The organism is Amycolatopsis sacchari, assembly GCF_900114035.1.
In the GTDB taxonomy this organism is placed as follows: domain Bacteria; phylum Actinomycetota; class Actinomycetes; order Mycobacteriales; family Pseudonocardiaceae; genus Amycolatopsis_E; species Amycolatopsis_E sacchari.
Window position 1 is genome coordinate 121297 of record NZ_FORP01000014.1, and the last position, 13419, is coordinate 134715.

Below are 13419 nucleotides of genomic sequence, written 5' to 3' on the forward strand. Positions count from 1 at the left end.
GCGTGGCGGTGCGGGTCGGGGCCCCGCACGTCTTCCACCACCCCAATGGGCGCCCTCCGCGCGGCTGAGCTGATTCAAGGCGGCCCCTCGCTCCGGGATCGCCTCCTCATGACCGCCCACCCGCCAGCCCGCCACCACCCTCAACGGACGCGCTCCGCGCGACTGCCCCATTTCACAACCCGCAGCGGTGCAAGCTGCCTGCGTGGTGAGGCGGCTCCGCCGCTTCGAAACTCGACCTAGCCCGGTCAGGAGTGGATCGAGTACCGCTCCAGCGCCCAGGCGTTGTACTGCTCCTCGCTCGTCGACCACCGCATGTGGGCCGCTGCTTCGCTGTCCTCGCCGACGAGGTAGCGGAGCCGCGTACCGGAGTCCGTTGCCGCGGCGACGATCGCGTCGGCGACCTCGGCCTCGGTGGCCAGCCGGTGCGGGTACTCCGCCTGGTAACCGGCGATGACCTTGTCCACCGCGGCCCGGTACGCGTCCGGGACGGGCAGCGCCAGTGAGGCTTCAGCGGTGGCCTGGACGAAGTTCGTGTCCCGCACCAGCCCCGGTTCGACCAGCTTGACCACCACGTCGCGGGCCGCCAGTTCGTAGCGCAGTCCTTCGGTGAGGGCTTCGACGGCGGACTTCGTCGCGGCGTAGACCGACATGAACGGCTCGGGCACGAGACCGGCGGTGGAGGAGACGTTCACGATCCGCCCGCCGCCCTGGTCGGCGAACCGGGGCAGGGCGGCCTGGATCACCCGCATCGCGCCGAAGACGTTGGTCTCGAACAGCTCACGCACGGTTTCCATCGGCGTGGTCTCGAACACCGACAACAGCCCGGCGCCCGCGTTGTTGACGACGCAGTCCAGCGTGCCGAACCGCTCCACGGTGGCCGCGACCGCGCTCTCGATGGAATCGGGGTCGTGCAGGTCCAGCCTGCACGTGAAGAGGTTTTCGGTGTCCTGCTCCGCGTCGGGGCGCCGGGCGGTGGCCGCGACGCGCCAGCCCTGGGCCAGGAACGCCGTGACCGCGGCCTTGCCGAAACCGGAGGAACTGCCGGTCACCAGGACCGTTTTCGGTGCTCGCTCAGTCATGCCTCCAGCTTCCGGCCCAGGGTTCGGACTGTCTATGATTGAGAGACCGAAAAAGATGAGAGAGCGTCCGGATGACTGATCCCCTGGCCGACCTGATCGGCCTCACGCGCCCGCACGCCGTGCTGTGGAAGCGGATCGAAGGCGCGGGGCGGTGGGCCATCGGCTTCCCCGCGCACAGCGAGATCGTCTTCGGCACCGTGGTACGCGGCCGCTGCCTGCTCCTCGAAGGCGGGTCCGCGCTCGAACTCGCCCAGGGTGACTTCCTCCTGCTGGCCGGCTCGGGTCCCTTCGTGTTCGCCAGCGAGCCGGACGCCGCGCCCGTGGACGGGGAGCGGCTGCTGGCCGAGGCGCCCGGCAGGCAGGTCGTGCTCGGCTCCGGTGACGGGGAGCCGGTCACGCTGGTGGGCGGCGACTTCCTCGTGGATCCGGCGAACGCGGGCATGCTGACCAAGCTGATGCCGGGCCGGGTGCACCTCCGCGACGGGGACCCCGGCACGCGGCGCATCGCCCAGCTGCTCGGCCTGATCGGAGACGAGTCCACTTCGGACCGTCCTGGGGGCGCGTACATCCTGCCGCGGCTGGCCGAGGTCCTGCTCGTCGAAGCCGTGCGCAGTTCCGGCTCCTCGGGCACCCCGCCGGAAGGGCTGCTGCGCGGGCTGGCCGACCCGCCGATCGCGGCCGCGCTGCGTGCCCTGCACGCCGACGTCCGCCGCCCGTGGACGGTGGCGCAACTGGCGGCCACGGCCCGGTTGTCGCGGTCGGTGTTCGCGGAACGCTTCGCCGAACGCGTCGGCGTCACCCCGATCGAGTACCTCCTCGCCTGGCGGATGGCGCTGGCCAGGGAAGCCTTGGTCCGCGGGGACCGGACCATCGACGGCATCGCGCACGAACTCGGGTACGGCTCGGCGAGCGCGTTCAGCAACGCCTTCCGCCGCGTGACCGGCGTGTCGCCGGGCCGGTACGCGAAGACGCGCGGCGCCTAGGCGTGGCGGCCTACGGCAGGATGTTCTGGTTGAGGTGGAACAGGTTGTCCGGGTCGTACCGTTTCTTCACCTCGGCCAGCCGGTCGTAGTTGCCGCGGTAGTTCGCGCGCACGCGGTCCTGGTCGTCGCCCGCCATGAAGTTGACGTAGCCACCCTCCTCCGAGTGGGGGGCTATCGCGGCGTAGTAGTCCCGCACCCAGCGGATGCCTTCGTCGTTGCGCGCCGGGTCCGGCCACATCCCCGCGATGACCGCGGCGAAGTTCGCGTCGCGGTAGGCGAAGGCCGTCTCGTCCGGGGAGACCCGGTGGCAGGCGCCGTTGATCGGGTAGATGTGCATGGTGGAGTTGAGCGCGGGGAGCCGGGGACCGTGGGCCACGTGCGCGGCGATCGCGTCGTCGGCCAGCTCCGTGACGAAGTTGGCCTTCCAGTAGTGCTGCAGGCCCGGCGGGACGAGCCCGTCGAAGGCGCTGTTGAGCGCCGGGTACGGCATCGGGCCGACGTGCTCGGCCACGGTCGGCGCGACTTCGCGCAGCGGCTTGAGCGCCTGCTCGCCCTCTTCCACCGGACCGGACCAGCAGGCCACGAACAACGCGAACGGCTCGCCCTGGCGCTCCTCGGGGATGAACGGCAGCGGCGGCGCGATCTGGAACGCAGGGAAACCGCCGAACTGCTCGGGCGCGTCGACGATGAACTCGCGGTAGAACCGCAGCAGGTCCGCCGCGTGCTCGAGCTCGAACAGCATGGGCCCGCCGTAGACGTCGCGCACCGGGTGCAGCCGGAACGCCAGCGACACCACGACCCCGAAGTTGCCGCCGCCACCGCGCAGCGCCCAGAACAGGTCCTCGTTCTCGTGCTCGCTCGCCGTGCGGAACCGGCCGTCGGCGGTGACCACGTCCGCGGACACGAGGTTGTCGCAGGAAAGCCCGGCGCCGCGGTCGAGGTAGCCGATGCCGCCGCCGAGCGTGAGACCGGAAACACCGGTGGTGGAGATGATTCCGCCGGTGGTGGCGAGGCCGAAGGCGTGCGTGGCGGCGTTGAAGTCGCCCCACGTGGCACCGCCTTCCGCCCACGCGACGCGGTTTTCCGGGTCGACGCGGACGCCGCGCATGGCGGACAGGTCGATCACGACGCCGTCGTCGCAGGTGCCGAAGCCGGGCACGCTGTGCCCGCCGCCGCGCACGGCGAGGTCCGCGCCGGTGTCCCGCGCGAAGTCCACGGCCACCATGACGTCCCCCGCGTTCACCGGCCGGACGACCACACGCGGGTAGCGGTCGATCATCGCGTTGTAGACCTTCCGCGCCTCGTCGTAGTTCTCGTCGTCGCGCGTGATGACCTCACCGCGCATCCGCTCACGCAGGGCCTCGACCGTCGAAGGAGTCATAGGAGCCAGCACACACCCCGCCCGTGCGTGCCTCAAGGAGGCGGAAGTCCCCACGGAACTCCGCTGCGGACGGTGGGTAATGCGATCGCCAGGCGGGGGTTCTTCGCGTGATTCTTCGCCCCTACCGCGAACGGGGGAGGAAGGACAGCGCGCACGAAATTCCTCGCTGTGGCAGACCGGCGGGGCACCTAGCCTGGAGCGCATGGAGGTCGAGGGGACGGAGCTGGTCGCGAAGGTGACCGGGCCTGGGCACACCGACGAGCGCTTCGCCGTGCACGGGACCGATCTCGGGATCCTGTGGGACGGCGGCGACGGGCGCGTGTTCGTGTTGTTCGGTGACACCTTCGGCGAGGGCTGGGGCGGGGACGGGGGAGGCCCGAACAGCGCGGACTGGCGGTGCAACGCCCTCGGCTTCTCCCGCACCAGGGACCTTTCCCGCGGTCTCGTCCTCGACGGCTTCGTCCCCCGGGCCGACGGCACCGCGGCACAGGTCATCCCGCGCGACCCGCGTCGTGACGAGGTGACCGTGATCCCGAATTCGGGCATCGCGATCGACGGGGTGCAGTACGTGCAGTACATGTCCGTCCGCGAGTGGGGGCCGCCCGGGCACTGGCACACCAACTACGGCGGCATCGCCGTCTCGCCGGACGGCGGGGTCACCTGGCACAAGCCGGAGGGCGCCCGCTGGATCAACCGCGCCAGCCGCCGCGACGACCCGTTCCAGATGTGCGCCTTCGCCCGCGAGGGCGACCACGTGTACCTGTTCGGCACCACCAACGGCCGCCACGGCGACGCCTACCTCGCTCGCGCGCGGGTGCCCGAGGTGCTGGACGCCTCCGCGTACGAGTACTACACGGGCGCCGGCTGGAGCCGTGACGAGTTCGCCGCCGTCCCGGTGCTGAGCGGACCGGTGGGGGAACTGTCCATCGCGTACCATGTCCACTTCGGACGGTGGCTCGCCCTGCACCTGGACGACCCGCGCGGGGCGATCCTCCTCCGCACCGCCGACCGGCTCACCGGTCCGTGGTCTCCTGGCGAGGTCGCCGTGCCCGGCGCACAGTACCCGGGCCTCTACGGCGGCTACCTGCACCCGTGGGCCCTCGACGGTCCCGACATCTACTACCTCATGTCGCAGTGGGGGCCGTACAACGTGTTCCTGATGCGGTCACGGCTGGCGGGCTGAGCGCCTCACAACAGGATGTCCGCCAGCGTGAACGGGTAGACGAGCGCGTCCAGCCCGATCGGGCCGGACAGGCCGGGGGCGATGGGCGCCGCGCGGTGCTGGTGCACGCCCAGCCGCGGGTGGAACCAGCCGGGGCGGCCGGGGATGCCGTTGTGCCGCCGCACCCACAGCACCACGTCCGAGTCGGCCCACTTGTCCGGGTTCAGGTGGTGCAGCCACGAGTCGTAGGGCGCGTAGACGAGCACGCGCCGGATGCCCGCGGCCTGCCGCACCCCCTTGATCCACGCCTTGACGAACCGGTCGTCGACCCCGGCGGCGTCCACGTCCAGCGCGGGGGCGAGCGAACCGGGGCCGAACACGCCGAGCTGCTTGCCCAGCCGCACGCAGTGCTCGGCCTGGTCGTGCGGGGCACCGGGCCGGGCGTAGTGCCGGATCCCCGCGCGCACGCCGGCCTCCTGCGCGGCCGCGATCTGCCGTTGCGCACCGGTGTCGGCCCAGTTCACGTTCTCCGTCACCGTGATCGAGGCGAAAACGACCGCGGCAGAACGGACCGTGTCCCAGTCGGCCACGGTCGCGTGCAGCGACAGGTTGATCCCACGCGCCGTCTCGTCCTCGGTCAAACCTCCACCTTCGCACTCCCCGTGGCGTCGTGCAGCCACTCTAGGTGCGAAAACGCCGGGGCGCGGGACCGACGCACCCGGAACCGATTCACCTCACACCGCGGGCGGCGACCGGAAAACCGGCCGCCGCCCGCGGTTCCTACGCGTTCTCCCGCTGGAAGGTGCGGGCGCCCCACCACACGGCGAGCACCGCCATCACCAGCAGCACGAGTCCGCCGAAGTACAGCGCGTCGAACGTGAAATCGCCGCGGAAGGTGGCGCGCTCGGCGTCCACGACGTGCGTGAACGGGTTGACCCGCGACAGCCAGTACAGCCAGTCCGGCGCCAGGATGCTGGTGATCGGCAGCAGGATGCCCGACAACAGCAGCACCGGCATCAGCACCGCGTTCAGCAGCGCCGGGAACGCCTCCTCGCTCTTGACGGTCAGCGCGACCGCGTACGACGCCGAAGCGAGGGTGACCGCGACCAGCGCCACGATCACGAGGCTGAGCAGCACCCCGCCGAGCGGGGCGTCCAGCCCGAAGGCCACGTACGCCAGCACCGTGATCAGGATCGCCTGCACCACCGCCTGCACCGCGTTGTTCAGCACCTTGCCCAGCAGCAGGCCGATCCGGCTCGCTGGCGTGACCCGCAGCCGTTCCAGCACGCCGCTGCGGTAGTCGGCCAGCAACGCGAACCCCGCGAACGACGAGCTGAACAACGCCAGCTGCACGATCAGCGCCGGGGTCAGGATGGTCCAGCTGCTGCCCGGCGGGAAACCGGGCGTGCTCCCGACGACCTTTTCCATGAGCGGCCCGAACAGCACCAGGTACAGCACCGGCTGCATGATCCCGATCATCAGCCAGGCGGGGTTGCGCAGCGACAGCAGCAGGTCCCGCCGGAAGATCAACCACGTCTCACGCATGGACGGCCTCCTGCCCCGCCGGGGTGCCCTGCTCGGCGTCCCGCAGGCTGCGGCCCGTGAGCGTGAGGAACACGTCGTCGAGCGTCGGCCGCTGCACCCGCACCGAGGTCATCGCGATCCCCGCCGCGTCCAGCGCCCGCAGCAGTTCCGGCATGGCGGTGTCCCCGCGCGGCACCCGGAAGGACACCGCGGAGTCCACTGTGGTCACTTCGTGGGCGCCGGGCAGCCTGGCCGCGACCTCCGCGGCACCGGCCACCTGCTCCTCGGCCACCCCGACGGTCACGCCGTCGCCGGACACGCGGGCCTTCAGCGAGTCCGGCGTGCCCTCCGCGACGATCTCGCCGTTGTCGATCACGAGGATCCGGTCGCACAGCGCGTCCGCCTCGTCCAGGTAGTGCGTGGTGAGGAACAACGTCACGCCGTGCTCGTCGCGCAGCCGCCGGATGTGCTGCCACAGGTTGGCCCGGCTCTGCGGGTCCAGGCCCGTGGTCGGTTCGTCGAAGAACAGCAGCTTGGGGTCGTGGACGAGGCTGAGCGCGATGTCCAGCCGCCGCCGCTGCCCGCCCGACAGCGTCTTGGTCAGCCGCTGGTCGAGCCCCGCGAGGTCCAGCTGCTCGGTCAGCTCCGCCCCGCGGCTCCGCGCGTCGGCCTTCGTGAGCCCGTACAGCCGGCCCTGCAGCTCGATCTCCTCGCCCACCCGGCATTCGGCCGCGGTGCCGCCGCTCTGCGCGACGTACCCGATCCGCCGCCGCACCCCGGCCGGGTCGGTCAGCAGGTCGCAGCCGCCGACCGTGGCCTCCCCGGCGGTCGGGCGCAGCAGGGTCGTGAGCATCCGCAGCGTCGTCGTCTTCCCGGCGCCGTTCGGGCCGAGGAAGCCGACCAGTTCCCCCGTGGCCACGTCGAGGTCGACACCCCTGACGGCGTCGACGGTGCGGCCGCGCGCGGTGAACCGCCGCGCGAGACCGCGTGCCCTGATCATGGTCTCCCCTTCCGGTAGTCAAATTTGACTAGCAAGTGCGCAGCACTCTACCCATCAGCATGGGGAGCTGGTCAAACTTGATTACGCCGGGCGCTGGCCGAATGACTGTCCGGGATCGTCCGCCATGACGTACTCGCCCGCTTCAAGGCGGGCGATGAGGTCACGGGCCCACTCCACGGTGACCCCGACCTGCGCACCCCACAGCCGGTACAGCTCACTGACGTGCGCGGGCTGTCCCCAGTCCGTGCCGTGCTCCAGCACCCCCGCGACCGTCGCCCGCTGCGCTTCCATCTGCGTCGCCCGCTGCCGCAGCAACGAGATGGCCCGCGCGCGGGGGAGCGCGGGCAGGAAGGTGAGCGCCGCGCCGAGGCGGTAGGCGTCCTGGGAGGAGTCGGGCTCGCCGGACTGCGAGAGGTACTTCGCGAGCAGCAGCTGGAACTCGGTCTCGCCGTCCTCGGTGAGCCGGTACGCGGTGCGGTCCGGGCCCGTGCCGCTCTCCGTCTCGACCTGCTCCAGCAGCTTCTCGGCCGTCATCTTCTTCAGCGCGTGGTAGATCGAGCCGGGCTGCACGTTGGCCCACTTGTCCGCCGACCACGTGAGCAGTTCGCGGCGGACCTGGTAGCCGTGGGCGCTGCCGTGCATCCGGACCACGCCGAGCACGAGCAGCCGGGTCGCCGACACCAGCACCTCCCAATAACGGACGCGACAGTCCCCGTACGCTAATAAAGCATGAGCACCCCAGTGTTGACGGCGGTGGCCTGGCCGTACGCCAACGGCCCCCGCCACATCGGCCACGTGTCCGGCTTCGGCGTCCCGTCGGACGTCTTCTCGCGCTACCAGCGAATGGCCGGCAACCGGGTGCTCATGGTGTCCGGGACGGACGAGCACGGCACCCCCATCACCGTCCAGGCGGACAAGGAGGGGCTGACCCCGCAGCAGACGGCGGACAAGTACACCCGCCAGATCGGCTCCGACCTGCAGGGGCTGGGCCTGAGCTACGACCTGTTCACCCGCACCACCACCGGCAACCACGCCGAGGTCACGCAGCAGATCTTCCTGGCGCTGCACCGCAACGGCTACGTCGTGCCCAAGACCACGACCGGCGCGATCAGCCCGTCCACCGGCCGCACCCTGCCCGACCGCTACATCGAGGGCACGTGCCCCATCTGCGGGTACGACGGTGCGCGCGGCGACCAGTGCGACAACTGCGGCAACCAGCTCGACCCGACCGACCTGATCAACCCGCGCTCGCGCATCAACGGCGAGACGCCGAAGTTCGTCGAGACCGAGCACCTGTTCCTCGACCTGCCCGCGTTCACCGAGACGCTGGGCAAGTGGCTGTCCACCCGCACCGACTGGCGGCCGAACGTCCTGAAGTTCACCAAGAACCTCGTCGACGACATGCGGCCCCGGCCGATCACGCGTGACCTGGACTGGGGCGTGAAGGTTCCGCTGGACGGCTGGCGCGACCAGCCGCTCAAGCGCTTCTACGTCTGGTTCGACGCGGTCATCGGCTACTTCTCCGCGAGCGTGGAGTGGGCGCGCCGCTCGGGTGACGCGGACGCGTGGCAGCAGTGGTGGACCAACCCGGACGCCCGCGGCTACTACTTCATGGGCAAGGACAACATCACCTTCCACGCCCAGATCTGGCCGGCCCTGCTGCTGGGGCACAACGGCGCGGGCGACCGCGGCGGGGAGATCGGCAAGTACGGCACGCTGAACCTGCCGGACGAGATCGTCTCCAGCGAGTTCCTCACCATGAGCGGCTCGAAGTTCTCCACCTCGCGCGGCACGGTCATCTACGTGCACGACTTCCTGCGTGAGTTCGGGCCGGACTCGCTGCGCTACTTCATCTCGGTGGCGGGCCCGGAGACGCAGGACACCGACTTCACGTGGGACGAGTTCGTCCGGCGCACCAACTTCGAGCTGGCCAACGAGTGGGGCAACCTGGTCAACCGGTCCATCTCGATGGCGCACAAGAACAACGGTGCGATCCCGGCGCCGACGAAGCCGGCGCCGGCCGACGAGGAGCTGAAGGCCGTGTCCCGGCGGGCGTTCGAGACCGTGGGCGGGCACCTGAGCCGCTCGCGGTTCAAGCTCGCGGCCACGGAGGCCATGCGGGTCGTCAGCGCCGCCAACCGGTACCTGTCGGACCAGGAGCCGTGGAAGCTGAAGGACGACCCGGAGCGCCGTGACGCGGTGTTGCACACCGCGCTGCAGGTCGTTTCGGACGCCAACACGCTGCTGACGCCGTTCCTGCCGCACGCCGCGCAGAAGGTGCACGAGGCGCTGGGCGGCACGGGCGTGTGGGCGGCGCAGCCGGAGCTGAAGGACGTCGAGGACCTCGACATCCCCGGCCGCGTCAACCCGATCCTCACCGGGAACTACGCGGGCGAGCAGGCGCGCTGGGAGTCCACGCCGGTCGAGGTCGGCCGTCCGCTGGCCAAGCCGACCCCGCTGTTCGCGAAGCTGGACCCGAAGCTCGGCGAGACCGGCCCGGAGTGGGCGCCGATCGAGCGTGCCGAATAAGAAGGAGCGGCCGCCGGTGCCGGAGCGCCTTCCGGCGCCGGTGGTCGACGCACACACGCACCTGGACGCCTGCGGCGCGCAGACCGCGGCGGACGTGGCGGCGATGGTGGACCGTGCGGAGGCCGCCGGGGTCACCCGCGTGGTGACCGTCGCGGACGACCTCGCCTCGGCGCGGTGGGTCACCGACGCGTCCACGTGGGACTCCCGGGTGTTCGCCGCCGTGGCGATCCATCCCACGCGCACCAAGGACTTCGGCGATGCCGAGCGGTCCGAAATAGAGCGTCTGGCGGCCGCCGAGCGCGTCGTGGCGATCGGTGAGACCGGTTTGGACTACTACTGGGACTACGCCCCGCACGACGCCCAGCAGGACGCGTTCCGGTGGCACATCGACCTCGCCAAGCGGCTGGGGAAGCCGCTCATGATCCACGACAGGGACGCCCACGAGGACGTCCTGCGGATCCTGGCCGAGGAGGGCGCGCCGGAGCGGGTCGTGTTCCACTGCTTCTCCGGTGACGCGGACTTCGCGCGCCGCTGCGTCGACGCGGGGTACGTGCTGTCCTTCGCGGGCACCGTGACGTTCAAGAACGCCACCGCGCTCCAGGAGGCCGCGAAATTGGTCCCTTCGGAGCAGTTCCTGGTCGAAACGGACGCACCCTTCCTCACACCGCACCCGTTCCGCGGCAGGCCCAACGAGCCCTACTGCACGGCCTACACCGTCCGGTACCTCGCTGAACTGCGGCAACAGCCCGTCGAAGAGATCGCTTCGGCGGCTTGCCGGAACGCCGAGGACGTGTTCCGGTTGCCTTCCGTCACAACGGCTTTGACGGATTGCGACATTCGGGGAGCGGGACCCGCCACACGGAGGAGTGACGAAGGCCACTAGATTCCGCGGGGTGTTTGCGCAACCCCGCCAGACCCGTTACTGTCCCGTGATCGTGCCGGCCGATTAATCGGTTGCGCACCTCCGCAGTTCTGTCAGTGCAGGTCGGGGTCGGGGATGACAGAGACGGCGGAGCCGCTAGTGCGAAAGGGAACGACCTGCTGTGACTGGTAGTAGACAGGCTCACGCGCGCTTGGACGACACGGCCTATTTCGGGTCGTCCACCGCTGCTGGCGGGGTCGGCACTCTGCTTGCGCCTCTGGCGCCGGCGGGCGCGGAAGACTGGCCGAACCCCGAGGACGACTGGGACTTCTCGGACGACCTCGCGATCACCGAGCACGACGTCCGCACGGTGCTGGGCCCCGACGCCGACGACCTGATGGCCGAGGCCGAGCTCGACGTCGACGAGCTGATCCGGCTCATCAACGCCGAGACCACCATGCTCCCGGCGCTCGCGCTGCCGGACCTCGCCTCCGAGGACCGCACCGCGACGGCGGAGGCGGAGCCCGAGAAGGCGCTCGTCTCCGCGGTCAAGACCTGGAAGAAGCGGTTCCTCCGCGGCTCGGTCCTGGCCCTCCTGATCAGCATCACCGGTGGCGGCGCGGCCGCGCTGGCGATGAACAAGAGCGTCACGGTCGACGTCGACGGCCACACGCAGACGGTCCACAGCTTCGGCAAGACCGTCGGCGAGGTGCTGGAGGACGCCGGGCTCACCGTCGGCGAGCACGACGCGCTGTCCCCGTCCCCGCAGGCGCCGGTCGGCGACGGCGGCGTCATCAAGCTCGAGCGGGGCCGCCACCTCAACCTGGTCGTCGACGGCGAGGCCAAGGAGTCCTGGGTCCGCGCCGACACGCTCGCCGAGGCGCTCGACCAGCTGGGCCTGAGCGGCAAGTTCGGCCAGGGCACGTTCTTCTCGATGGCCCCCACCGCCGAGCTGCCGCTGTCGGGCTCGACGGTCACCATCAACACGCTCAAGCACGTCACGGTCTACGACGGGGACGCCGCGCCCCGCCAGGTCACCACCACCGCGATCACGGCGGCGGACTTCCTCAGGGACCAGAACCTGTCGCTCGGCCCCGACGACCAGGTCGAGGGCGGGCTGCAGTTCAAGCTCACCGACGGGGCCGAGGTGCACATCAGCCGCACCGGCATCTCCGTGATCAACCAGGAAGAGGACATCGACCCGCCGGTCCAGCAGGTCCAGGACAACACCCTGGACGCGGGCAAGCAGGTCGTGCAGGACCAGGGCACGCCCGGCAAGCAGCTGGTGACCTACCGGATCACCAAGCGCAACGGCCAGGAGACCGCGCGCGAGCAGCTGTCGGTCAAGGTGCTGACCGAGGCCAAGCCGAAGATCGTCCGCGTCGGCACCAAGCAGCCGACGATCAGCGGTGACGGCTCGGTGTGGGACCGCATCGCGAAGTGCGAGTCCGGTGGCAACTGGTCGATCAACACCGGCAACGGCTACTACGGCGGCCTGCAGTTCGACAAGCAGACCTGGGCGGCCTACGGCGGCACGGCGTACGCGCCGCTGCCGAGCCAGGCGACCCGCGAGCAGCAGATCGCGATCGCCGAGAAGGTCCGCGACGACCGCGGCGGCTACGGCGCCTGGCCGATCTGCGGGCAGCGCGCCTGACCCCTTCCCTCCCTTTCGCCTCTTCGCCGGGCGCCACCCCTCGCGGGTGGCGCCCGGCGGCGTTCCCGGGGCCTGCCGGTACGCTGTCCGGCTGTGACGACACTGCTCGGTCCGGCCGAGATCCGCGGGCTGGCCGCCGAGCTGGACGTGCGGCCGACGAAGAAGCTCGGGCAGAACTTCGTGCACGACCCGAACACCGTGCGCCGCATCGTGGAGCTGGCCGGGGTCGCGGGCGAGGACGCGGTCCTGGAGGTCGGGCCCGGACTGGGCTCGCTGACGCTGGGTCTGCTGGCCGCCGGCGCCCGCGTGTCGGCCGTCGAGATCGACCCCGTGCTCGCCGCGCGGCTGCCGGAGACGGTCGCCGAGCGGGCGCCCGGGGACGCGGCGCGCCTGACCGTGCTGGAGCGGGACGCGCTCAGGCTACGTGCGGAGGAGCTGCCGGAGCCGCCTTCGACGCTCGTCGCGAACCTGCCGTACAACGTCGCCGTGCCCGTCGTCCTGCACCTGCTCGCCGAGCTGCCGTCGCTGGCCCGCGCGCTGGTGATGGTGCAGACGGAGGTCGCCGACCGGATGGCGGCGGGGCCGGGCAGCCGGATCTACGGCGTGCCGAGCGTGAAGCTCGCGTGGTACGGCACGGCGCGCAAGGTCGCCGCGGTGCCGCGGTCGGTGTTCTGGCCCGTGCCGAACGTCGATTCCGCGCTGGTCTCCTTCGAGCGCGCCGCCGAGCCGGTCACGTCGGCCGACCGGGACGCGGTCTTCGCCGTCGTCGACGCGGCGTTCGCCCAGCGGCGCAAGACGTTGCGGGCCGCACTCGCTTCGTGGGCGGGTTCCGCCGCTCGCGCGGGGGAGCTGCTCCAAGCGGCTGGCGTCGATCCGGGTGCTCGCGGCGAGCAGCTGACCGTCCGTGAGTTTGCGCAAATCGCGGAGCGACGACACAGCGTCGCGTAGCGTCACCGTGGGGGGTGGCGGTCGGGCGAAGCGGCTGGCCCAGACTCTGCCGTCCGTGTGAACCGGCGGTGTGATCTGACCCCGGATACTTGCGCGGAACACAGGACATCCGTTCTACTTTGAGGGTATCCATCCCGAGCGACTGAGAGACCTGGCTCGCCGAAGTCGCAGCAACCACCCCCCGAGAGGGCAGGTGCTACCGCCAGGATCGATGGAGGAACCTGTGTACCGCACGCGAATGCTCACCAGGCGCCGGGTCGTCGATGAGTGCCGTCGCACCGTGTGTGCGTGTCGTCG

At 70.8% G+C, this 13419-nt stretch carries 12 protein-coding genes and 1 riboswitch; of the genes, 6 read left to right on the forward strand and 6 right to left on the reverse strand.

Going from position 1 to position 13419, the window contains the following annotated elements; genetic code table 11:
• Positions 1 to 245: 245 nt before the first annotated feature.
• A complete protein-coding gene (locus BMZ92_RS22640; RefSeq protein WP_091511037.1) occupies positions 246 to 1079 on the reverse strand; it encodes an SDR family oxidoreductase in 834 nt (277 codons plus the stop codon).
• 71 nt (positions 1080 to 1150) lie between these two features.
• On the opposite strand from BMZ92_RS22640, the gene BMZ92_RS22645 reads away from it, so the two are divergent.
• Complete coding sequence (locus BMZ92_RS22645; RefSeq protein ID WP_091511039.1) at positions 1151 to 2062, forward strand: AraC family transcriptional regulator; 912 nt, start codon at positions 1151 to 1153, stop codon at positions 2060 to 2062.
• 10 nt (positions 2063 to 2072) lie between these two features.
• On the opposite strand, the gene BMZ92_RS22650 is transcribed toward BMZ92_RS22645, so the two are convergent.
• Positions 2073 to 3443, reverse strand: coding sequence for an FAD-binding oxidoreductase (locus tag BMZ92_RS22650; protein ID WP_091511042.1), 1371 nt, complete (start codon positions 3441 to 3443; stop codon positions 2073 to 2075).
• A 202-nt stretch (positions 3444 to 3645) separates the two neighbouring features.
• Between BMZ92_RS22650 and BMZ92_RS22655 the strand changes: the two genes are divergently transcribed.
• Positions 3646 to 4626 (forward strand): glycoside hydrolase family 183 protein, encoded by a 981-nt coding sequence (locus tag BMZ92_RS22655; protein ID WP_091511044.1) that lies wholly within the window; start codon positions 3646 to 3648, stop codon positions 4624 to 4626.
• A 5-nt stretch (positions 4627 to 4631) separates the two neighbouring features.
• Here the strand turns inward: BMZ92_RS22655 and BMZ92_RS22660 are convergent, their stop codons facing one another.
• From BMZ92_RS22660 to BMZ92_RS22675, 4 genes are all read right to left on the reverse strand, one after another.
• Positions 4632 to 5246 carry a GH25 family lysozyme gene (locus BMZ92_RS22660; RefSeq protein ID WP_091511047.1) on the reverse strand — a complete coding sequence of 205 codons (615 nt, stop codon included), beginning with the start codon at positions 5244 to 5246 and terminating at the stop codon, positions 4632 to 4634.
• 139 nt (positions 5247 to 5385) lie between these two features.
• On the reverse strand, positions 5386 to 6150 hold the full coding sequence (locus BMZ92_RS22665; protein ID WP_091511049.1) for an ABC transporter permease: 765 nt from the start codon (positions 6148 to 6150) through the stop codon (positions 5386 to 5388).
• On the reverse strand, positions 6143 to 7129 hold the full coding sequence (locus BMZ92_RS22670; protein WP_091511052.1) for an ATP-binding cassette domain-containing protein: 987 nt from the start codon (positions 7127 to 7129) through the stop codon (positions 6143 to 6145). The genes BMZ92_RS22665 and BMZ92_RS22670 overlap by 8 nt, the downstream gene beginning before the upstream one ends.
• Positions 7130 to 7210: 81 nt before the next feature.
• Positions 7211 to 7810 (reverse strand): PadR family transcriptional regulator, encoded by a 600-nt coding sequence (locus tag BMZ92_RS22675; protein ID WP_091511054.1) that lies wholly within the window; start codon positions 7808 to 7810, stop codon positions 7211 to 7213.
• A 48-nt stretch (positions 7811 to 7858) separates the two neighbouring features.
• On the opposite strand from BMZ92_RS22675, the gene metG reads away from it, so the two are divergent.
• The 4 genes from metG (at position 7859) to rsmA (ending at position 13122) form a co-directional block, all read left to right on the forward strand.
• Positions 7859 to 9658, forward strand: a complete 1800-nt coding sequence (metG, locus tag BMZ92_RS22680; protein WP_091511056.1) for a methionine--tRNA ligase — start codon at positions 7859 to 7861, stop codon at positions 9656 to 9658.
• 16 nt (positions 9659 to 9674) lie between these two features.
• The gene (locus BMZ92_RS22685) at positions 9675 to 10541 is read left to right on the forward strand and encodes a TatD family hydrolase (protein WP_177228824.1); all 867 of its coding nucleotides are present in this window, start codon (positions 9675 to 9677) and stop codon (positions 10539 to 10541) included.
• A 244-nt stretch (positions 10542 to 10785) separates the two neighbouring features.
• On the forward strand, positions 10786 to 12174 hold the full coding sequence (locus BMZ92_RS22690) for a resuscitation-promoting factor (RefSeq protein ID WP_177228826.1): 1389 nt from the start codon (positions 10786 to 10788) through the stop codon (positions 12172 to 12174).
• Positions 12175 to 12267: 93 nt separating this feature from the next.
• Positions 12268 to 13122: a 16S rRNA (adenine(1518)-N(6)/adenine(1519)-N(6))-dimethyltransferase RsmA gene (gene rsmA, locus BMZ92_RS22695; protein ID WP_091511063.1), complete on the forward strand. Its 855-nt coding sequence runs from the start codon at positions 12268 to 12270 to the stop codon at positions 13120 to 13122.
• 126 nt (positions 13123 to 13248) lie between these two features.
• A riboswitch (SAM riboswitch) is annotated at positions 13249 to 13340 on the forward strand.
• The last annotated feature ends 79 nt before the right edge of the window (positions 13341 to 13419 follow it).

What these genes read in the sequence shown, in the direction of transcription:
- BMZ92_RS22645 (WP_091511039.1), top strand. Translation starts at nt 1,151, where the DNA reads ATGACTGATCCCCTGGCCGACCTGATCGGCCTCACGCGCCCGCACGCC.
- BMZ92_RS22665 (WP_091511049.1), bottom strand. Translation starts at nt 6,150, where the DNA reads ATGCGTGAGACGTGGTTGATCTTCCGGCGGGACCTGCTGCTGTCGCTG.
- BMZ92_RS22655 (WP_091511044.1), top strand. Translation starts at nt 3,646, where the DNA reads ATGGAGGTCGAGGGGACGGAGCTGGTCGCGAAGGTGACCGGGCCTGGG.
- BMZ92_RS22670 (WP_091511052.1), bottom strand. Translation starts at nt 7,129, where the DNA reads ATGATCAGGGCACGCGGTCTCGCGCGGCGGTTCACCGCGCGCGGCCGC.
- BMZ92_RS22650 (WP_091511042.1), bottom strand. Translation starts at nt 3,443, where the DNA reads ATGACTCCTTCGACGGTCGAGGCCCTGCGTGAGCGGATGCGCGGTGAG.
- metG (WP_091511056.1), top strand. Translation starts at nt 7,859, where the DNA reads ATGAGCACCCCAGTGTTGACGGCGGTGGCCTGGCCGTACGCCAACGGC.
- BMZ92_RS22640 (WP_091511037.1), bottom strand. Translation starts at nt 1,079, where the DNA reads ATGACTGAGCGAGCACCGAAAACGGTCCTGGTGACCGGCAGTTCCTCC.